This is a genomic window from Mangrovibacter phragmitis (genome assembly GCF_001655675.1).
Classification (GTDB): domain Bacteria; phylum Pseudomonadota; class Gammaproteobacteria; order Enterobacterales; family Enterobacteriaceae; genus Mangrovibacter; species Mangrovibacter phragmitis.
The window spans coordinates 451798-470010 of record NZ_LYRP01000012.1; the positions used below are offsets into that span (position 1 = coordinate 451798).

The 18213-nt window shown below is 50.1% G+C and carries 19 protein-coding genes; 15 read left to right on the forward strand and 4 right to left on the reverse strand.

Annotated elements, in window-relative coordinates:
- Nucleotides 1-12: 12 nt before the first annotated feature.
- The gene (panM, locus tag A9B99_RS12300; RefSeq protein ID WP_064597865.1) at nucleotides 13-399 is read right to left on the reverse strand and encodes an aspartate 1-decarboxylase autocleavage activator PanM; all 387 of its coding nucleotides are present in this window, start codon (nucleotides 397-399) and stop codon (nucleotides 13-15) included.
- Between the two features lie 424 nt (nucleotides 400-823).
- Here panM and livK point away from each other — a divergent pair, with 424 nt between their 5' ends.
- The 10 genes from livK to ugpQ all read left to right on the forward strand — a co-directional run bounded on the left by livK (nucleotide 824) and on the right by ugpQ (nucleotide 11018).
- The gene (gene livK, locus A9B99_RS12305; protein WP_064597868.1) at nucleotides 824-1933 is read left to right on the forward strand and encodes a high-affinity branched-chain amino acid ABC transporter substrate-binding protein LivK; all 1110 of its coding nucleotides are present in this window, start codon (nucleotides 824-826) and stop codon (nucleotides 1931-1933) included.
- Nucleotides 1934-1995: 62 nt separating this feature from the next.
- The gene (gene livH, locus A9B99_RS12310; RefSeq protein WP_064597870.1) at nucleotides 1996-2922 is read left to right on the forward strand and encodes a high-affinity branched-chain amino acid ABC transporter permease LivH; all 927 of its coding nucleotides are present in this window, start codon (nucleotides 1996-1998) and stop codon (nucleotides 2920-2922) included.
- Entirely contained in the window at nucleotides 2919-4193 is a 1275-nt protein-coding gene (locus tag A9B99_RS12315) for a high-affinity branched-chain amino acid ABC transporter permease LivM (RefSeq protein ID WP_064597871.1), read from the forward strand. Before livH ends, A9B99_RS12315 begins: the two co-directional genes overlap by 4 nt.
- Nucleotides 4190-4957 (forward strand): high-affinity branched-chain amino acid ABC transporter ATP-binding protein LivG, encoded by a 768-nt coding sequence (gene livG / locus A9B99_RS12320; RefSeq protein WP_064597873.1) that lies wholly within the window; start codon nucleotides 4190-4192, stop codon nucleotides 4955-4957. Before A9B99_RS12315 ends, livG begins: the two co-directional genes overlap by 4 nt.
- Before the next feature lies 1 nt (nucleotide 4958).
- Entirely contained in the window at nucleotides 4959-5672 is a 714-nt protein-coding gene (livF, locus tag A9B99_RS12325) for a high-affinity branched-chain amino acid ABC transporter ATP-binding protein LivF (RefSeq protein WP_064597875.1), read from the forward strand.
- Between the two features lie 347 nt (nucleotides 5673-6019).
- Nucleotides 6020-7339 carry a sn-glycerol-3-phosphate ABC transporter substrate-binding protein UgpB gene (ugpB, locus tag A9B99_RS12330; RefSeq protein WP_064597877.1) on the forward strand — a complete coding sequence of 440 codons (1320 nt, stop codon included), beginning with the start codon at nucleotides 6020-6022 and terminating at the stop codon, nucleotides 7337-7339.
- 140 nt (nucleotides 7340-7479) lie between these two features.
- A complete protein-coding gene (ugpA, locus tag A9B99_RS12335) occupies nucleotides 7480-8367 on the forward strand; it encodes a sn-glycerol-3-phosphate ABC transporter permease UgpA (protein ID WP_064597880.1) in 888 nt (295 codons plus the stop codon).
- Nucleotides 8364-9209 (forward strand): sn-glycerol-3-phosphate ABC transporter permease UgpE, encoded by an 846-nt coding sequence (gene ugpE / locus A9B99_RS12340; protein ID WP_064597882.1) that lies wholly within the window; start codon nucleotides 8364-8366, stop codon nucleotides 9207-9209. Before ugpA ends, ugpE begins: the two co-directional genes overlap by 4 nt.
- 1 nt (nucleotide 9210) lies before the next feature.
- Nucleotides 9211-10281: a sn-glycerol-3-phosphate import ATP-binding protein UgpC gene (locus tag A9B99_RS12345; protein ID WP_064597884.1), complete on the forward strand. Its 1071-nt coding sequence runs from the start codon at nucleotides 9211-9213 to the stop codon at nucleotides 10279-10281.
- Nucleotides 10278-11018, forward strand: coding sequence for a glycerophosphodiester phosphodiesterase (gene ugpQ, locus A9B99_RS12350; protein WP_064597886.1), 741 nt, complete (start codon nucleotides 10278-10280; stop codon nucleotides 11016-11018). Before A9B99_RS12345 ends, ugpQ begins: the two co-directional genes overlap by 4 nt.
- 15 nt (nucleotides 11019-11033) lie before the next feature.
- Here the strand turns inward: ugpQ and A9B99_RS12355 are convergent, their stop codons facing one another.
- Together A9B99_RS12355 and A9B99_RS12360 are read right to left on the reverse strand one after the other, a co-directional pair.
- Nucleotides 11034-11291 (reverse strand): DUF2756 domain-containing protein, encoded by a 258-nt coding sequence (locus A9B99_RS12355; protein WP_064597888.1) that lies wholly within the window; start codon nucleotides 11289-11291, stop codon nucleotides 11034-11036.
- A gap of 76 nt (nucleotides 11292-11367) precedes the next feature.
- Complete coding sequence (locus A9B99_RS12360) at nucleotides 11368-11865, reverse strand: GNAT family N-acetyltransferase (protein WP_064597890.1); 498 nt, start codon at nucleotides 11863-11865, stop codon at nucleotides 11368-11370.
- Nucleotides 11866-12283: 418 nt separating this feature from the next.
- Between A9B99_RS12360 and A9B99_RS12365 the strand changes: the two genes are divergently transcribed.
- The 4 genes from A9B99_RS12365 (at nucleotide 12284) to gntU (ending at nucleotide 16078) form a co-directional block, all read left to right on the forward strand.
- Complete coding sequence (locus A9B99_RS12365) at nucleotides 12284-12979, forward strand: pirin family protein (protein ID WP_064597892.1); 696 nt, start codon at nucleotides 12284-12286, stop codon at nucleotides 12977-12979.
- Between the two features lie 94 nt (nucleotides 12980-13073).
- Nucleotides 13074-14069: a gluconate operon transcriptional repressor GntR gene (gene gntR, locus A9B99_RS12370; protein WP_064598072.1), complete on the forward strand. Its 996-nt coding sequence runs from the start codon at nucleotides 13074-13076 to the stop codon at nucleotides 14067-14069.
- Between the two features lie 81 nt (nucleotides 14070-14150).
- Nucleotides 14151-14741 carry a gluconokinase gene (gntK, locus tag A9B99_RS12375; RefSeq protein ID WP_369936970.1) on the forward strand — a complete coding sequence of 197 codons (591 nt, stop codon included), beginning with the start codon at nucleotides 14151-14153 and terminating at the stop codon, nucleotides 14739-14741.
- Entirely contained in the window at nucleotides 14738-16078 is a 1341-nt protein-coding gene (gene gntU / locus A9B99_RS12380) for a gluconate transporter (protein WP_064597897.1), read from the forward strand. Before gntK ends, gntU begins: the two co-directional genes overlap by 4 nt.
- 106 nt (nucleotides 16079-16184) lie before the next feature.
- Here gntU and A9B99_RS12385 read toward each other — a convergent pair whose 3' ends face one another.
- Entirely contained in the window at nucleotides 16185-16793 is a 609-nt protein-coding gene (locus A9B99_RS12385) for a YhgN family NAAT transporter (protein ID WP_064597898.1), read from the reverse strand.
- A gap of 179 nt (nucleotides 16794-16972) precedes the next feature.
- Here A9B99_RS12385 and asd point away from each other — a divergent pair, with 179 nt between their 5' ends.
- Nucleotides 16973-18079 carry an aspartate-semialdehyde dehydrogenase gene (asd, locus tag A9B99_RS12390; RefSeq protein WP_064597900.1) on the forward strand — a complete coding sequence of 369 codons (1107 nt, stop codon included), beginning with the start codon at nucleotides 16973-16975 and terminating at the stop codon, nucleotides 18077-18079.
- Nucleotides 18080-18213 lie beyond the last annotated feature (134 nt).

The following is an 18213-nucleotide window of genomic DNA, read 5'->3' on the forward strand; positions in this document are numbered from 1 at the left end:
ACCTGCCCATTTTTATTCGGGGATGTGCCAGCCGCCTTCACGTTCGGCAAAACCCTGCGCCTGCATGAACGCATTCATTGCTTCGTAGTTTTCCACACCAACATCCGTTACCCACCAGTCGGAAACTTCCGGTAGTGCATTCAGAACTTCTTCCAGCATATATTTCCCGACACCGCGGCGACGGGTGACATCTCTGACCCGAAACGAATCCATGGTTCCCTGTGTTCCGCTGAGCGTGACCCGTGTTGCACCGAGCAGGCGTTCATTAAAACGCGCGGCGTAGACACGGTTATTGTCATCAACATTCAGTGAGGCTTCGGAATATTCAGGCCAAATTTTTGCAAGATCGATTTTATCCTGTTCACTAAATGTCTCAAGACGAATGATAGTGAGTTTCATAAGCTGCATTTCCTGGAACGAAACAGTGAGTATGTAACGCTATTTTACTGGCAACCTCTCAACATCAAAGCAGAATGCGTTCAGTTGATTCATTTGTTGAATTCTTACTGAGCGGTTTTTAAACCGTGACAATAGAAATAATCCAGTCTATATCTCTGTAATGTGCGTTATTTTGCAACTTTTTATATCAGTATTTTGTGCTGTCGTATATGGTTTTTTTTGTTTATCTCGGCCGTAATACAGAATAAAATCTCCGGTTAATCACCTGAAATATAGAGTATTTGGTGGTGTTTTAAGAAAAAATACCCCTAACTCATTACAGGGACAGGTAAAAATAGCATCGTTTATAAAAATGACAGGTCTGTTTTTAACCATAACAAAACAAAATATTCACACACAACATCACGAATGGGGATTATAAAGGATGAAAATCAACGCGAAGACACTGCTCGCCGGCATGGTTGCGCTGGCGATGTCTCACGCGGCGCTGGCGAAAGAGATAAAAATTGCGGTAATTGGCGCGATGTCCGGGCCAGTGGCGCAATGGGGCGATATGGAATTCAATGGTGCCCGCCAGGCGGTTAAAGATATTAATGCAAAAGGCGGTATTAACGGCGATAAGCTGGTTGCGGTGGAATATGACGATGCCTGTGACCCGAAACAAGCCGTTGCTGTGGCGAATAAAGTGGTTAACGAAGGCATCAAGTATGTCATTGGTCACCTCTGCTCTTCTTCCACCCAGCCTGCATCTGATATTTATGAAGATGAAGGCATTCTGATGATTACTCCCGGGGCAACAAACCCGGAGCTCACGGCGCGTGGCTACCACACTATCATGCGTACTGCCGGTCTGGATTCCTCTCAGGCGCCAACCGCTGTCAGGTATATTGTCGATAAGGTGAAACCAACACGTATTGCGGTTATCCATGATAAACAACAATACGGTGAAGGCCTGGCAACTTCAGTGCGTGATGGCCTGAAAAAAGCCGGGGCCAATGTGGTTTTCTTTGACGGCATTACCGCTGGTGAGAAAGATTTCTCCACGCTGGTGGCTCGCCTGCAAAAAGAAAATATCGATTTTGTTTACTACGGTGGTTACTACCCGGAAATGGGGCAGATCCTGAGACAGGCAAGGGCATCCGGGCTGACCACGCAGTTTATGGGCCCGGAAGGCGTGGGCAACGCTTCATTGTCTAATATTGCAGGTAAGGCGGCAGAAGGCATGCTGGTGACTATGCCGAAACGCTATGACCAGGCCCCGGCAAACCAGGCGATCGTGGCAGCGCTAAAAGCGGAGAAAAAAGACCCTTCTGGCCCCTATGTCTGGATTACCTATGCCGCCGTACAGTCGCTGGCGAACGCACTGGCTCATGCTGGCAGTGAAGAACCGCTGGAACTGGCAAACTACCTGAAATCACACGGTGCTGACACCGTAATTGGGCCGCTGAATTGGGATGAAAAAGGCGATCTGAAGGGATTCGAATTCGGTGTTTTCCGCTGGCATGCTGATGGTTCGTCCTCCGTGGCGAAGTAAGGCTGACTGTAATCCCACCTTGCAGCTGAATTGCAGCTACAAGGACAGAAAAAGGCTATGTTATGTCTGAGCAGTTTCTCTATTTTTTACAGCAAATGTTTAATGGCGTGACACTGGGCAGCACTTATGCCCTTATCGCTATTGGCTACACAATGGTTTACGGCATTATCGGCATGATCAACTTTGCCCATGGTGAAGTGTATATGATTGGCAGTTATGTCTCGTTCATGATAATCGCCGCTCTGATGATGATGGGTATTGATACCAGCTGGATGTTGATTGGTGCCGGTTTTGTTGGTGCCATTGTCATTGCCAGTGCGTACGGCTGGTCCATTGAAAAAGTGGCGTATAAACCCGTGCGTAACTCCAAGCGACTGATTGCGCTGATTTCCGCTATCGGGATGTCTATCTTCCTGCAAAACTACGTCAGCCTGACTCAGGGGTCTCGTGATGTAGCGTTGCCCAGTCTGATTAACGGGCAATGGATTATAGGTGCTGGCGAGAATTTCTCGGCATCTGTTACCACCATGCAACTGGTGATTTGGGTGGTGACCTTTATTGCGATGCTGGCCTTGTCCTTATTCATTCGTTATTCCCGCATGGGGCGGGCCTGTCGTGCCTGTGCCGAAGATTTGAAAATGGCGAGCCTGCTGGGTATTAACACTGACCGCGTAATTGCACTGACCTTTGTTATTGGTGCTGCGATGGCTGCGGTTGCCGGTGTTCTGCTGGGCCAGTTCTATGGGGTAATTAACCCATTTATTGGCTTTATGGCCGGGATGAAAGCCTTTACCGCTGCGGTTTTAGGTGGAATAGGGAGTATTCCAGGTGCGATGATTGGCGGACTTATCCTTGGAATATCCGAAGCGCTGACGTCCGCTTACCTGAGTACTGAATATAAAGACGTGGTTTCTTTTGCCTTGTTAATCGTGGTGTTGCTGGTTATGCCTACCGGTATCCTTGGCCGCCCGGAGGTAGAAAAAGTATGAAACCAGTTACGTTTTTCTTTGCCATTTTGTCTGCCGCGATTTTCTTTGTGCTGGCGTCGGTCTTTATGGGCGTGCAACTGAATTTGAGTGGAACACGTCTGGTTGTTGGGAGTGCGGCAAATATCCGTTGGGAGTGGATCTATATTGGTACTGGGGTAGTCTTCCTGTTCCAAATCTTACGGCCATTGTTCCAGCAAGCGATGAAAAAGGTTGCCGGTCCACGCCTGACAATGCCTGCCATTGACGGTTCCAGTGCGAAACAGAAGTTGTTGCTTGGTGCCATTCTGGTGATTGCTGTTGTCTGGCCGTTCCTGGTTTCTCGCGGTACGGTGGACATTGCCACCATGACCATGATTTATATCATTCTCGGTCTGGGGTTGAACGTGGTGGTTGGTCTGTCTGGTCTGTTGGTTCTGGGTTATGGCGGCTTTTATGCTATTGGTGCCTACACCTTCGCATTGCTGAGCCACTACTACGGTTTAGGTTTCTGGGTTTGCCTGCCGTTATCTGGCCTGGTCGCCGCACTGTCGGGTTTCCTGTTAGGCTTCCCGGTTCTGCGCCTGCGTGGGGATTATCTGGCTATCGTCACCCTGGGGTTCGGTGAAATTGTGCGTATCCTGTTACTGAACAATACCTCAATCACTGGTGGACCAAATGGGATAAGCCAGATTCCCAAGCCGACACTGTTTGGCCTGGAGTTCAACCGCTCTCCACGCGAAGGCGGCTGGGATACGTTCAGCCACTTCTTTCATGTGAAATATGATCCCAGTGATCGCATTATTTTCCTCTACCTGGTCGCTTTACTGTTAGTGGTACTGACGGTATTCATTATTAACCGCCTGTTACGTATGCCACTTGGGCGTGCATGGGAAGCGCTGCGTGATGATGAAATTGCCTGCCGTTCTTTGGGCCTGAGCCCAACACGTATCAAACTGACAGCATTCACTATTAGTGCTGCTTTTGCCGGGTTTGCTGGCACGCTGTTCGCTGCCCGTCAGGGGTTTATCAGCCCGGAATCTTTCACTTTTGCTGAGTCAGCCTTTGTACTGGCGATTGTGGTGCTGGGTGGAATGGGCTCGCAACTCGCCGTTATTCTGGCAGCCATTTTGCTGGTTGTGTCTCGCGAACTGATGCGTGATTTCAATGAATACAGCATGTTAATGCTTGGTGCGCTAATGGTCCTGATGATGATCTGGCGCCCGCAGGGGTTATTACCTGTGACCCGTGCTCAGGTTAAATTGAAAAAGCGCAGTGAAGGAGAGCAGGCATGAGTCAGCCATTATTATCTGTCAGCGGCCTGATGATGCGTTTTGGCGGCTTGCTGGCGGTTAACGATGTTTCCCTGGAATTACATCCCCAGGAAATTGTTTCTTTGATTGGCCCTAACGGGGCAGGGAAAACCACGGTATTTAACTGCCTGACTGGTTTTTATCGCCCAACGGGTGGGCAGATCTTATTACGGGATAAACACCTGGAAGGCCTGCCAGGCCAGGAAATCGCCCGGCTGGGTGTGGTGCGTACTTTTCAGCATGTTCGCCTGTTCCGTGAAATGACGGTGATTGAAAACTTGTTGGTGGCACAACACCAGCACATGAAAAGTGGCTTGTTTTCCGGATTGTTGAAAACACCAGCATTCCGTAAATCGGAAAGTGCGGCACTGGACCGCGCTGCCGCCTGGCTTGAACGCATTGGCTTGCTGGAGCATGCGAACCGTCTTGCGGGTAACCTGGCCTACGGCCAGCAGCGCCGCCTGGAAATTGCCCGGTGCATGGTTACTCAACCAGAAATTTTGATGCTGGATGAACCCGCTGCAGGTCTTAACCCCAATGAAACCCATGAACTCGATGAGTTGATTATGGAGTTACGTAACCACCATAACACCACGGTATTGCTGATAGAACATGATATGAAACTGGTAATGGGTATTTCTGATCGTATCTATGTAGTAAACCAGGGTACCCCGCTGGCTAATGGTACACCAGAGCAGATTCGTAATAACCCGGATGTGATTCGGGCCTACCTGGGAGAAGCATAATATGGGCAATGTAATGTTATCTTTCGACCAGGTCAGTGCGCACTATGGGAAAATTCAGGCGCTGCATGAAGTCTCTTTGCACATCAACCAGGGGGAGATAGTTACCCTGATTGGGGCAAATGGCGCAGGGAAAACTACGTTGCTGGGAACCTTGTGTGGCGATCCGCGAGCCACTCAGGGAACCATTACCTTTGATGGTAAAGATATTACCCACTGGCATACCGCGAAAATCATGCGTGAAGCGGTGGCGATTGTACCGGAAGGGCGCCGGGTTTTTTCCCGCATGACGGTAGAAGAAAACCTGGCAATGGGTGGTTTCTTTGCGGACCGGCAACAGTACCAGGAACGTATTGAACGGGTTTATGACCTGTTTCCTCGCCTGAAAGAGCGCCGAATCCAGCGCGCCGGAACCATGTCTGGTGGTGAACAACAGATGCTGGCCATTGGCCGGGCATTGATGAGCCAGCCTCGTTTATTGTTGCTTGATGAACCGTCTCTGGGCCTCGCACCTATCATAATTCTGCAAATCTTCGATACCATTGAGCAGTTGCGTGAAGAAGGCATGACAATCTTCCTGGTAGAACAAAACGCTAATCAGGCGCTGAAACTGGCCGACCGTGGTTATGTTCTGGAAAACGGCCATGTGGTGCTGGAAGACTCCGGGGATGCTCTGTTGGCAAATGAAGCAGTGCGTAGCGCTTATTTGGGCGGCTAACATTTTTTTCTTGTTTGTCAGCACAGAACGAGAGTATGTCATCCAATAAAAAACCAGGAAAATCAATTCATTGATTTTCGCCCGCTAACTAAAAAGAAGGGAAAACCACGCTTTTCCCTTCTTTTTCATCACGCTGAGGGGGGCATTCTGGCCCCTTTTCATTTTCTCTCTTGTTTTACATGTCCTTTCACTAAAGTGTCTTGTTACTGAAATCCCGTTATCACTCGTTCGTCATAATTACGTCACGTAAAAGTTATTTTTCTGTCATATGGGCATGTCATGTTACTTCGCGAGCAAAAAACGCGTGATATCGCGCATTTCCCCATGGACACAAGAGAGATAACGGCATGAACGCTTTGCTACGACACACAGCTTTGGGCATTACGCTTGGTCTGGCTTTCAGCACCCAGGCGATGGCCGTCACAACTATTCAGTTTTGGCATTCCATGGAAGGTCAGTTGGGTAAAGAAGTGGATTCGTTAGCCCAGCGCTTTAACCAGACCCACCCGGATTACAAAATTGAGCCGGTGTATAAAGGCAACTACGAACAAAGCCTGGCAGCCGGGATTGCCGCATTCCGCACGGGAAATGCACCCGCCATTTTGCAGGTATATGAAGTGGGCACGGCAACCATGATGGCCTCTAAAGCTATCAAGCCGGTTTACCAGGTATTTAAAGAAGCTGGTATTCCCTATGATGAATCACAATTTGTGCCGACCGTTTCGGGTTACTACTCCGACTCAAAAACCGGGCACCTGTTGTCCCAGCCTTTTAACAGCTCCACACCAGTGCTGTATTACAACAAAGACGCCTTTAAAAAAGCAGGCCTGAACCCGGATCAGCCGCCAAAAACCTGGCAGGAACTGGCAATAGACGCAGAGAAAGTTCGTGCGGCAGGTATGCAGTGTGGGTACGCCAGTGGCTGGCAGGGTTGGATCCAACTGGAAAACTTCAGTGCCTGGCACGGCCTGCCGTTTGCCACTGAAAACAATGGTTTTGATGGCACTGATGCCAAACTGGAATTTAACCAGCCAGTGCAGGTGCGCCATATTGCCATGCTGGAAGAGATGCACAAGAAAGGGACATTTAGCTATTTTGGCCGCAAAGACGAGTCAACAGAGAAGTTCTATAACGGTGACTGCGCTATGACCACGGCATCTTCCGGCTCGCTGGCTGATATTCGCCACTATGCGAAGTTTAATTACGGTGTGGGCATGATGCCGTACGACGATACCGTGCCAAATGCACCGCAAAACGCCATTATCGGTGGTGCCAGCTTATGGGTGATGCAGGGTAAAGACAAGGCGACCTATAAAGGTGTGGCTGAGTTTATGAAGTTCCTGATGAAGCCAGAAATTGCCGCTGAATGGCACCAGAAAACGGGCTACCTGCCGATTACTAAAGCCGCTTACGAGCTGACACGCAAAGATGGCTTCTACGACAAAAACCCAGGGGCTGATATTGCCACGCGCCAGATGCTGAACAAGCCGCCATTGCCGTTCACCAAAGGGTTACGTCTGGGCAATATGCCACAGATTCGTACCGTTATTGATGAAGAGCTGGAAAGTGTCTGGACAGGTAAGAAAACGCCTAAACAGGCGCTGGATGCTGCCGTTGAACGTGGTAACCAGTTACTGCGCCGCTTTGAACAGTCTACGAAGTCCTGATTGCCCTGAAAACTGGCGCGCATAGTCGTGCCAGTTTTTCTCCTGGTGCAGTGAAGCTGCCCGGGAGTGGGATATGCGGCCTGTTTACTCTTTCACTGCCCGGATGGCAGTGAAGCATATTATCCTTGCCAGGTAATGCTATGTCATCATCACGCCCGGTTTTTCGCACTTCGTGGTTACCTTATGTACTGGTACTGCCACAAGTGGTTATCACCATTATTTTTTTCATCTGGCCTGCCGGTGAAGCTTTGTGGTATTCGGTCCAGAACGTCGACCCTTTCGGTTTATCCAGCACTTTTGCCGGGATGAGCAACTTCATTCAACTGGCACACGACAGTTATTACCTTGATGCTTTCTGGACCACTATCAAGTTCAGTGCTCTGGTGACTGGCTGTGGGCTGGTTATCTCTTTGTTTTTCGCCGCCCTGGTGAATCATGTTGTGAGGGGAAGCCGCCTCTACCAAACCCTGTTATTACTGCCTTATGCCGTTGCACCTGCAATTGCGGCTGTGTTGTGGATCTTCCTGTTCAACCCGGGGCGCGGGTTGTTGGTATGGGCGCTGGAACAACTGGGGTACCACTGGAATCATGCACAAAATAGTGGGCAGGCTATGTTTTTGGTGGTATTTGCCTCTGTCTGGCAACAAATAAGTTATAACTTCTTGTTTTTCTTCGCCGCACTTCAGTCTATTCCCCGTTCCCTGATGGAAGCTGCCGCCATTGATGGCGCCGGGCCTGTCAGGCGTTTTTTCCGAGTGTCACTGCCACTGATTACTCCGGTCAGTTTTTTCCTGTTGGTGGTTAACATTGTTTATGCCTTTTTTGACACATTCCCGGTGATTGACGCAGCAACAGGCGGTGGGCCGGTTCAGGCCACGACGACGCTGATTTACAAAATCTATCGGGAAGGCTTTGCCGGGCTGGATTTATCGGCTTCTGCCGCGCAGTCCGTGGTACTTATGGTACTGGTCATTATTCTGACGGTGATTCAGTTCCGCTACGTGGAAAACAAGGTGCGTTACCAATGATAGAGAACCGACGCGGGCTGGATATTTTCAGCCATATTATGCTGATGGCGGGAATCGTCGTTATTTTATTCCCACTGTATGTTGCATTTGTGGCCGCCACACTCGACAACAAAGCGGTGTTCAATACCCCAATGACCCTGTTACCTGGCGGACATTTGTGGGAAAACCTGTCGCTTATTTGGCACCAGGGCGTGGGGGGCAACACTGCGCCATTTGGGGTGTTATTACTGAATAGTTTTGTGATGGCACTGGGCATTACTGTGGGCAAAATCTCGGTGTCCATGCTTTCCGCTTTCGCCATTGTCTGGTTTCGTTTCCCACTGCGTAACCTGTGCTTCTGGATGATCTTTATCACGCTGATGTTACCGGTGGAAGTGCGTATTTTCCCTACCGTTGAAGTGATTGCCAACCTGAAAATGCTCGACAGCTACACCGGGCTGACACTGCCATTGATGGCCTCTGCGACGGCAACATTTCTGTTTCGCCAGTTTTTTATGACATTACCGGACGAGTTGCTGGAAGCGGCACGCATTGATGGTGCTTCTCCGCTGCGCTTTTTCCGCGACATCGTATTACCGCTTTCGCGCACTAACCTGGCTGCACTGTTCGTTATCACCTTTATTTATGGCTGGAACCAGTATCTGTGGCCGATTTTGATTACCAGTAAAGCGGATATGGGCACTGCTGTGGCCGGCATTAAAAGCATGATTTCAACCGGCGATGGAACCACCCAGTGGAATCAGGTGATGGCGGCGATGTTACTGACACTGGCACCGCCTTTAGTGGTGGTACTGGTGATGCAAAGAGCGTTTGTTCGTGGTCTGGTGGATAGTGAGAAATAACATGTCAGGATTAAAACTACAGGCCGTCAGCAAAAGCTGGGACGGCAAAACGCAGGTTATCCGGCCCTTGACGCTGGATGTCGCAGACGGCGAATTTATTGTGATGGTTGGCCCTTCTGGTTGTGGTAAATCCACTTTGTTACGCATGGTGGCTGGTCTTGAAAGGGTGACCAGCGGCGATATCTGGATTGACCGCCAGCGTGTGACAGAACTGGAACCCAGTGAGCGTGGTATTGCTATGGTGTTCCAGAATTATGCGCTTTACCCGCACATGACAGTGGAAGAGAACATGGCATGGGGCCTGAAAATACGTGGCATGGGTAAACAACATATTGCCCATAAAGTGCAGGAAGCAGCACGGATTCTGGAGTTGGATACGTTGTTAAAACGGCGCCCGCGTGAGCTGTCTGGCGGGCAACGCCAGCGGGTTGCCATGGGGCGGGCAATTGTGCGCGATCCGGCGGTCTTTTTGTTCGATGAACCCCTTTCTAACCTGGATGCCAAGTTACGGGTGCAGATGCGTCTTGAACTTCAGCAATTACACCGACGGTTAAATACCACCAGTTTGTATGTGACCCATGACCAGGTTGAAGCAATGACCCTTGCACAGCGGGTGATGGTGCTCAATAAAGGCATTGCTGAGCAAATCGGCACGCCAGTAGAGGTCTATGAAAAACCGGCCAGCCGCTTTGTCGCCAGTTTTATTGGCTCACCAGCCATGAACCTGCTGGAAGGGCAGGTCAGCAACGATGGATACCGTTTTGAGTTACCGGGAGGCATGGCTGTTCCTGTAGGTCGCAACCTGGCCTCACTTGCAGGTAAACCGCTGACACTGGGTATTCGCCCTGAGCATATTGCGTTAAGCTCTCAGGCTGAAGGTGGTCTGCCATTAGTCATGGATACGCTGGAAATGCTGGGCGCTGATAACCTGGCTCACGGGCGCTGGGGGGAGCAAAAAATGATAATCCGCCTGGATCACCAAAACCGGCCGCAGCGAGGTTCTATGTTGTGGCTACACCTGCCGGAAGACCGGCTGCATTTCTTTGATGGCGAAACAGGACAACGGTTATGAGTCACTGGCCTTATCCCCGCATTGTCGCACACCGTGGTGGGGGAAAACTGGCTCCAGAAAATACACTGGCGGCGATTGATTTGGGCATTGCTCACGGGTTCAAAATGTTTGAGTGTGATGCCAAGTTGTCTCACGACAGTGAAATTTTCCTGCTGCATGACGACACACTTGAGCGCACCAGTAACGCCTGGGGGGTTGCCGGGGAGATGAACTGGGATGTACTGAGTAAGGTTGATGCCGGGAGCTGGTTTGGTAAAGCATTTGCCGGAGAACCGCTGGCTCGTCTGAGTGACGTCGCGGAGCGTTGCCGCCAGCACTCTGTGATGGTTAATATCGAAATAAAACCGACCACTGGAGTGGAAACCCGGACAGGTAAAGAGGTTGCTTTGGCGGTACAACAACTGTGGTCGGGTATGGCGACACCGTTGCTTTCCTCATTCTCTGTTGAAGCGCTGGCTGCGGCTCAGCTTGCCGCACCGGAATTACCACGCGGGTTATTACTGGATGAATGGGAAGATAACTGGCAGGAACTGACTTCTCGCCTCGGATGTGTTTCCATTCACCTCAACCATAAATTGTTAAATAAAGAACGTGTTACCGCCCTGAAAGCCGCCGGGTTGCGTATTCTTGTTTACACTGTAAACCGCCCGGAACGTGCCAAAACCCTGATGCAATGGGGTGTGGATTGCATCTGTACCGATAACCTGGAACAAATTGGCCCAGGCTTTGGAGCCTGAGCCAGGTAATACAAATTAACGCGGTTGTTGCTGGGTGCGTTGCTGCGCTCCGTTTAATTGCTGGCGCAGTTTTTGTTGCTGCTGTTGCTGCTGGGCTGTTGCAGCCTGGTTTAACTGGCTTTTCTGCAGCATCTGCTGGGTACGCATTTCTTGTTGTACCCGTTGCTGGCTGGGGTTCACATACCCCGGCTGGTTAGGGTTATTTGTGGTGTTCAGCGGAACTGCCATTGCAGTAACAGGCAACAACAGCGCCAGAATCAGATAGCGTTTCATGGTGATTTCTCCTGAAAACAGACTATAAGTTTATCCTTTTCCTGGCCCGGACGCTGGTTTTTCCGTGTTATCTGAACTATGCCGGTTTATTGCGTGCCATGAATAATGCGTCAACATAAATGCCGTTACGCAACCCGAAGTTTTTCGCCCGGCCTTCCTGTTCAAACCCCACTCTTTGGTAGGCCCGAATAGCTGGCTGGTTATCGGCAAATACTGTCAATTCGATACGGGTGACACGCAGCCAGTTATCGCATAACCCTACGGCTTCCTGCATCAGTGCTCTGCCAATACCTTGCTGGCGAAAGCCGGGGTCAACGCACAGCCCTAATGTAGCGACATGGCTGCGCCGTGGGTTGGGGTTTACAGTGAGCCCCATATGCCCCACAACCTGGTTATCGACCAGGGCCACCAGGTGCCTTTGCCCCGGCTGAGGGTGGGTAATGCGCTCCAGCCAGTAAGCTGTGGAGGGGTGAGGAAGCTGAAGCAGGTTTTCATACACCTCTGGTTGGCGGTAAATGCCCAGTAATGCTGCTACGTCAGTGGGTTCAGCCTGGCGTATTTCTGGCCCGTTCATCTTGTTCCTCTCCATTGTTAGTTGATTTTCGTTAGCATTATTGTGATTTCCTGTGAGGTCAACTGCCATTTTTTGCAAAAAAAACTGGACAGATGCAAATGATAATGATTATTATTGCGTTGCGTTCAGGGGACACCTCGATGAAACCTGAAGCACGACATTGCTCACATTGCTTCCAGTATTACTTTAGCCAGCCGGGTGCTGGCTTTTTTTTATCCTGTTTTCACCTTCCGACCGTTTTTCACTGCTTCAGCAAAATTGATGACACTCAGCGATCCTGACGCCATTTATAACGGCTATCATCATGCCTCAAAGGGATTGTATTATTCATTTTTTTTGAACAGAGGCGTCAATTTTCACCCTCTATCTTCCCCGGCGGTTGCCCCCTAAACTGAATGCAACTGATGAGGAGGGCAACATGATCTATTTACGTAAAGCACAGGACCGTGGGCATGCAAACCATGGTTGGCTGGATTCCTGGCACACATTTTCGTTCGCAAATTACTACGATCCTGATTTTATGGGGTTCTCTGCTTTGCGGGTGATTAACGAAGACGTTATCGATGAAGGCCAGGGCTTTGGTACCCATCCCCACAAAGATATGGAAATTCTGACCTATGTCCTGGAAGGTGCAGTTGAACACCAGGACAGTATGGGCAACAAAGAACAAGTACCGGCAGGTGAGTTCCAGATTATGAGTGCGGGTACCGGTATTCGCCATTCTGAATACAACCCGAGTGCGACTGAAGCGCTGCGTTTGTACCAGATTTGGATTATTCCGGAAGTAACGGGAATTACTCCACGTTACGAGCAGCGCCGCTTTGATGCCGCTCAGGGCCGCCAGTTGGTGTTATCGCCGGATGCCCGTGACGGGTCGTTGAAAGTGTACCAGGATATGGAACTATGGCGCTGGGCGCTGGTGAAAGATGAGCAATCCGTGTTTCAGATTGCCGCTGACCGCCGTATCTGGATTCAGGTTGTAAAAGGTGAAGTCTCTATTAATGGCACTAAAGCGGTAACCAGTGACGGGCTGGCAATTTGGGATGAACAGGCACTTTCTGTTCATGCCAGCGAAGGCAGTGAAATTCTGTTGTTTGATTTGCCGCCAGTCTGAATCTGATTCGTGTTTTTTGGCCCGCCCTGTTTACGCAAGGCGGGCCTTTTTCATGGTAAACTTTACTGTCAATAACAAATTGTGTGCACAGGACATGAAAAAGAAAAGACCGGTACTACAGGATGTGGCAGATAAAGTCGGCGTGACCAAAATGACGGTCAGCCGTTTTTTACGCAACCCGGAACAGGTTTCTGCAGCGTTACGCGTCAAAATTGCCGCAGCGCTGGATGAACTGGGGTATATACCCAACCGGGCACCGGATATCCTTTCGAATTCAACCAGCCGTGCCATTGGTGTGATGCTGCCTTCATTAACCAACCAGGTGTTTGCGGAAGTCTTACGCGGTATCGAAAGTGTGATTGATGCCCATGGCTACCAAACGATGCTGGCACACTATGGGTATAAAGCCGAACTGGAAGAGGAACGCCTGGAATCCATGCTGTCGTGGAATATTGACGGCCTGATTCTGACTGAGCGCACACACACTCCACGTACACTGAAAATGATTGAAGTGGCTGGCATTCCTGTGGTGGAAATGATGGACAGCATCAGTCCTTGTCTCGATATCGCAGTAGGGTTTGATAACTTTGAAGCAGCGCGCCAGATGACGGCGGCGATTATTCAGCGCGGTCATCAACATGTGGCTTACCTCGGGGCAAGGCTTGATGAACGTACTTTAATGAAGCAGCGTGGTTATGAGCAGGCCATGCAGGATGCCGGCCTGGTGCCTTACTGCGTCATGGTTGAGCAATCTTCTTCGTATTCCACCGGGAGTGAGTTATTGCGCCAGGCGCGGCGCGAATACCCGAAGCTGGACAGTATTTTTTGTACTAACGATGACCTGGCAGTAGGGGCGGCATTTGAATGCCAGCGCCTTGGCCTGCGTATTCCTGAAGATATGGCTATTGCTGGTTTTCACGGTCATGATATTGGCCAGGTGATGGAACCACGTCTGGCCAGTGTGCTAACTCCGCGTGAACGCATGGGACGGATTGGTGCCGAGCGCCTGTTAGCTCGAATTCGTGGCGAAATAGTGTCGCCAAGGATGCTGGATCTGGGCTTTACCTTATCTCCTGGTGGATCAATCTGAAAAAATCAATATTTGATGTAGCTCACACTTATTAGCTTTCACTGATTGTGGTTATTGCTTATTGAGCAGCCAGAGCTGAAAATGTTACCGATAACAGTTACCCGTAACATTTTAGTCTGTGCCAGTCGGAGTTACGCTATGAGCACTATTGATCCTGAAAACCGTGTCTATGTCCTGATGGGCGTTTCTGGCAGTGGTAAATCCGCCGTTGCCAGTGAAGTTGCCCATAAATTGCAGGCTGCCTTTCTTGATGGCGACTTTCTGCATCCACGCCGCAATATCCTGAAAATGGCCTCTGGCGAGCCATTGAATGACGATGACCGTACCCCATGGTTGCAAGCGCTTAATGACGCAGCTTTCGCAATGCAGCGAACCAATGCTGTTTCACTGATTGTTTGTTCTGCTCTGAAAAAACGCTACCGCGATATTTTGCGCGAAGGTAACCCAAACCTGGCGTTTATTTACCTCAAAGGGGATTACCAACTGATCGAAAGTCGTTTAAAAGCGCGCAAAGGTCATTTCTTCAAACCCCAAATGCTGGTGACTCAATTCGAAGCTCTGGAAGAGCCTCATGCCGAAGAACGCGATGTGCTGGTGGTTGATATCGATCAGCCACTGGATGGAGTAGTAGCCAGCACAATTGCACAAATCAATAAAGGCAGTGCCAAGTGAGTACATTAACACTCGTTTTAACCGCGGTGGGCGCGGTTCTTTTGCTTTTGTTCCTGGTTATGAAAGCGCGTATGCACGCGTTTTTGGCATTGATGGTTGTGTCTGTGGGCGCTGGCCTGTGTTCGGGTATGCCGCTGGATAAAATTGCGGCTACCATGGAGAAAGGGATGGGCGGTACCCTCGGGTTCCTGGCGGTTGTCGTTGCGCTGGGGGCGATGTTTGGGAAAATTTTGTTTGAAACCGGTGCGGTTGACCAGATTGCCGTCAAGATGTTGAAGTCGTTTGGTCATAACCGTGCGCATTTTGCTATCGGCCTGGCGGGCCTGGTTTGTGCGTTACCCCTCTTTTTTGAAGTCGCTATTGTTTTGTTAATCAGTGTGGCGTTTTCTATGGCACGCCATACTGGCACTAACCTGGTTAAGCTGGTTATTCCGCTGTTCGCTGGTGTGGCTGCCGCTGCGGCATTTCTGGTGCCGGGGCCTGCGCCTATGCTGCTGGCGTCCCAGATGCATGCTGATTTTGGCTGGATGATCCTGATTGGCTTGTGTGCGGCTGTTCCGGGGATGCTGATCGCCGGGCCACTTTGGGGTAACTTCATCAGCCGTTATGTTGAGTTGAAAGTGCCCGATGATGTCTCTGAGCCACACCTGGGGGAAGGTAAACTGCCCTCCTTTGGTTTCAGTCTGGCTTTGATTCTGTTACCGCTGGTGCTGGTAGGCCTGAAAACCATTGCCGCACATTTTGTGGCGCAGGGGTCAACTGCCTATGAGTGGTTCGAATTTATTGGCCATCCGTTCACCGCGATTCTGGTTGCGTGCCTGGTTGCCATTTATGGCCTGGCTGTACGCCAGGGGATGCCGAAAGAGAAGGTTATGGATATCTGTGGCCAGGCCCTGCAGCCTGCCGGGATTATCCTGCTGGTTATTGGTGCCGGTGGTGTCTTTAAACAGGTACTGGTGGATTCAGGCGTTGGCCCGGCTCTGGGTGAAGCGCTGACCGGGATGGGGCTGCCCATTGCGGTAACCTGTTTTATTCTGGCAGCAGCAGTGCGTATTATCCAGGGCTCCGCGACAGTTGCCTGCCTGACAACAGTCGGCCTGGTAATGCCGGTTATCGGTCAGTTGAATTTTTCTGGAGCACAACTGGCCGCCCTGTCGATTTGTATTGCGGGTGGATCTATTGTGGTCAGTCATGTAAACGACGCAGGCTTCTGGTTATTTGGCCGGTTTACCGGTGCATCTGAAGCGCAAACCCTGAAAACCTGGACCATGATGGAAACCATTCTGGGAACCACTGGCGCGATTGTTGGTGCCATTGCTTTTACTTTGCTGTCGTAACGTGGTGCGCGGTATGGTTGTCAGCCAGCATTGACTGGTTTATTTGAAAAAAAGGGCCTTCTTTGAAGGCCCTTTTTCATAGAGATAATGACATCAACTACCTGTATTACCCATGCACCGGTATACCCTGCATCCAGGTGCGAATACCGTCCAGAAACATCTGAGTGGCGATCATCACCAAAATAAGCCCCATTAACCTTTCCAGCGCATTAACGCCTTTTTCACCCAACAGCCGTAAAAAGAGTGAAGACTGCAGCAAAATGATGAAGGTTCCTCCCCATGCAACCAACAGGGCGATAACTAAATGCCCCATTTGGTTGGGATACTGGTGAGAAAGCAGCATCAGTGTTGCCAGTAGCGATGGTCCGGCAACCAGCGGAATCGCCAGTGGTACAATAAAGGGTTCTTCACCAACTGGCAGGCCACTGGAGCTTCCAGCGGGGGCTGGGAAAATCATTCGAATGGCTATCAGGAATAAAATGATGCCACCAGAAATAGAAACAGTTTCAGCGTGTAAATTAAGTAAGGACAGAATTTTCTCACCTGCAAATAAGAAAATTAGCATAAACAGCAGCGCAATTAATAGTTCCCTTATCATTATCCTGCGACGCCGTTTTGGCTCAGTATGTTTTAGTACGGACATGAAAATGGGTAAATTTCCGAGAGGATCCATAATCAGGATCAACAAAACTGCTGCGGAAATGATTTCATTCATAAATAAATTTCCATAATAATGAATTCGGAATTTCTGCTAAATAAGTCGTACTTCTGATGAGATTGTCATCATTGATTAATTTCACTTGCGACTTTAGCTGCTTTTTGTAAGGTGAAAGGATAAACCGGTTCCCTCACGGGTACACAAAAACGCACACATCTTCGCAGGAAAGATAAGTTATGAAAAATGTTGGTTTTATCGGATGGCGTGGCATGGTTGGTTCCGTGCTCATGCAGCGCATGGTTGAAGAGCGCGATTTTGACGCCATTAACCCCATCTTCTTCTCTACCTCTCAAACCGGGCAGGCTGCACCTGCGTTCGCCGGGAAACCTGCTGGCACTTTGCAGGATGCCTGGAACCTGGACGCACTGAAGGCTCTGGATATTATCGTGACCTGCCAGGGCGGCGATTATACCAATGAAATCTATCCAAAGCTGCGGGAAAGCGGCTGGAAAGGCTACTGGATAGATGCCGCGTCTTCCCTGCGAATGAAAGACGATGCCATTATCATTCTGGACCCGGTAAACCAGAAAGTTATTGATGATGGCCTGAATAAAGGCATTAACACATTTGTTGGCGGTAACTGTACTGTCAGCCTGATGCTGATGTCCCTGGGTGGTTTGTTTGCCAATGACCTGGTTGAGTGGGCATCTGTTGCTACTTACCAGGCTGCTTCCGGTGGTGGCGCCCGTCATATGCGCGAACTGCTGGTACAAATGGGGCAGTTGCATCATGAAGTGGCGGCAGAACTGGCGGACCCGGCATCAGCTATTCTGGATATCGAGCGCAAAGTAACCGCGCTGACACGCAGTGGTGCATTACCGGTCGATAATTTTGGTGTGCCGCTGGCTGGTAGCCTGATCCCCTGGATTGATAAACAACTCGATAACGGTCAGAGCCGTGAAGAGTGGAAAGGCCAGGCGGAAACTAACAAAATTCTCGGAACCACATCAACGATTCCTGTTGATGGCTTGTGTGTGCGTATTGGCGCATTACGTTGTCATAGCCAGGCTTTCACGCTGAAACTGAAAAAAGACGTTTCAATTGCGACTATCGAGTCGATGCTGGCGGCACACAACGACTGGGTGAAAGTGGTACCGAATGATCGTGAAATCAGTATGCGTGATCTGACGCCTGCTGCGGTAACCGGTACATTGTCTACGCCGGTTGGACGCCTGCGTAAACTCAACATGGGCCCGGAATACCTTTCTGCTTTCACTGTAGGCGACCAGTTGCTGTGGGGCGCAGCGGAACCGCTGCGTCGTATGCTGCGCCAACTGGCCTGATTAGCATTTTATGCTTCGTGGGAGGGGATTCCCTCCCGTTTTCTTGCGCACTACATGGAGTAAACGCGATGTTCATTTTTTTCTCGGGAGTCAGCTAAACCATTGACTATGCTTAAAGAGAGCGTGCTTGCCAC

Excerpts from the sequence above, each read along its gene's own strand:
- A9B99_RS12385 (WP_064597898.1), bottom strand. The coding sequence starts at position 16,793 with ATGAATGAAATCATTTCCGCAGCAGTTTTGTTGATCCTGATTATGGAT.
- A9B99_RS12315 (WP_064597871.1), top strand. The coding sequence starts at position 2,919 with ATGAAACCAGTTACGTTTTTCTTTGCCATTTTGTCTGCCGCGATTTTC.
- A9B99_RS12345 (WP_064597884.1), top strand. The coding sequence starts at position 9,211 with ATGTCAGGATTAAAACTACAGGCCGTCAGCAAAAGCTGGGACGGCAAA.
- ugpQ (WP_064597886.1), top strand. The coding sequence starts at position 10,278 with ATGAGTCACTGGCCTTATCCCCGCATTGTCGCACACCGTGGTGGGGGA.
- livG (WP_064597873.1), top strand. The coding sequence starts at position 4,190 with ATGAGTCAGCCATTATTATCTGTCAGCGGCCTGATGATGCGTTTTGGC.
- ugpE (WP_064597882.1), top strand. The coding sequence starts at position 8,364 with ATGATAGAGAACCGACGCGGGCTGGATATTTTCAGCCATATTATGCTG.
- gntK (WP_369936970.1), top strand. The coding sequence starts at position 14,151 with ATGTTACCGATAACAGTTACCCGTAACATTTTAGTCTGTGCCAGTCGG.
- A9B99_RS12360 (WP_064597890.1), bottom strand. The coding sequence starts at position 11,865 with ATGAACGGGCCAGAAATACGCCAGGCTGAACCCACTGACGTAGCAGCA.
- asd (WP_064597900.1), top strand. The coding sequence starts at position 16,973 with ATGAAAAATGTTGGTTTTATCGGATGGCGTGGCATGGTTGGTTCCGTG.
- A9B99_RS12365 (WP_064597892.1), top strand. The coding sequence starts at position 12,284 with ATGATCTATTTACGTAAAGCACAGGACCGTGGGCATGCAAACCATGGT.
- livH (WP_064597870.1), top strand. The coding sequence starts at position 1,996 with ATGTCTGAGCAGTTTCTCTATTTTTTACAGCAAATGTTTAATGGCGTG.
- panM (WP_064597865.1), bottom strand. The coding sequence starts at position 399 with ATGAAACTCACTATCATTCGTCTTGAGACATTTAGTGAACAGGATAAA.
- ugpA (WP_064597880.1), top strand. The coding sequence starts at position 7,480 with ATGTCATCATCACGCCCGGTTTTTCGCACTTCGTGGTTACCTTATGTA.
- livK (WP_064597868.1), top strand. The coding sequence starts at position 824 with ATGAAAATCAACGCGAAGACACTGCTCGCCGGCATGGTTGCGCTGGCG.
- ugpB (WP_064597877.1), top strand. The coding sequence starts at position 6,020 with ATGAACGCTTTGCTACGACACACAGCTTTGGGCATTACGCTTGGTCTG.
- livF (WP_064597875.1), top strand. The coding sequence starts at position 4,959 with ATGGGCAATGTAATGTTATCTTTCGACCAGGTCAGTGCGCACTATGGG.
- A9B99_RS12355 (WP_064597888.1), bottom strand. The coding sequence starts at position 11,291 with ATGAAACGCTATCTGATTCTGGCGCTGTTGTTGCCTGTTACTGCAATG.
- gntR (WP_064598072.1), top strand. The coding sequence starts at position 13,074 with ATGAAAAAGAAAAGACCGGTACTACAGGATGTGGCAGATAAAGTCGGC.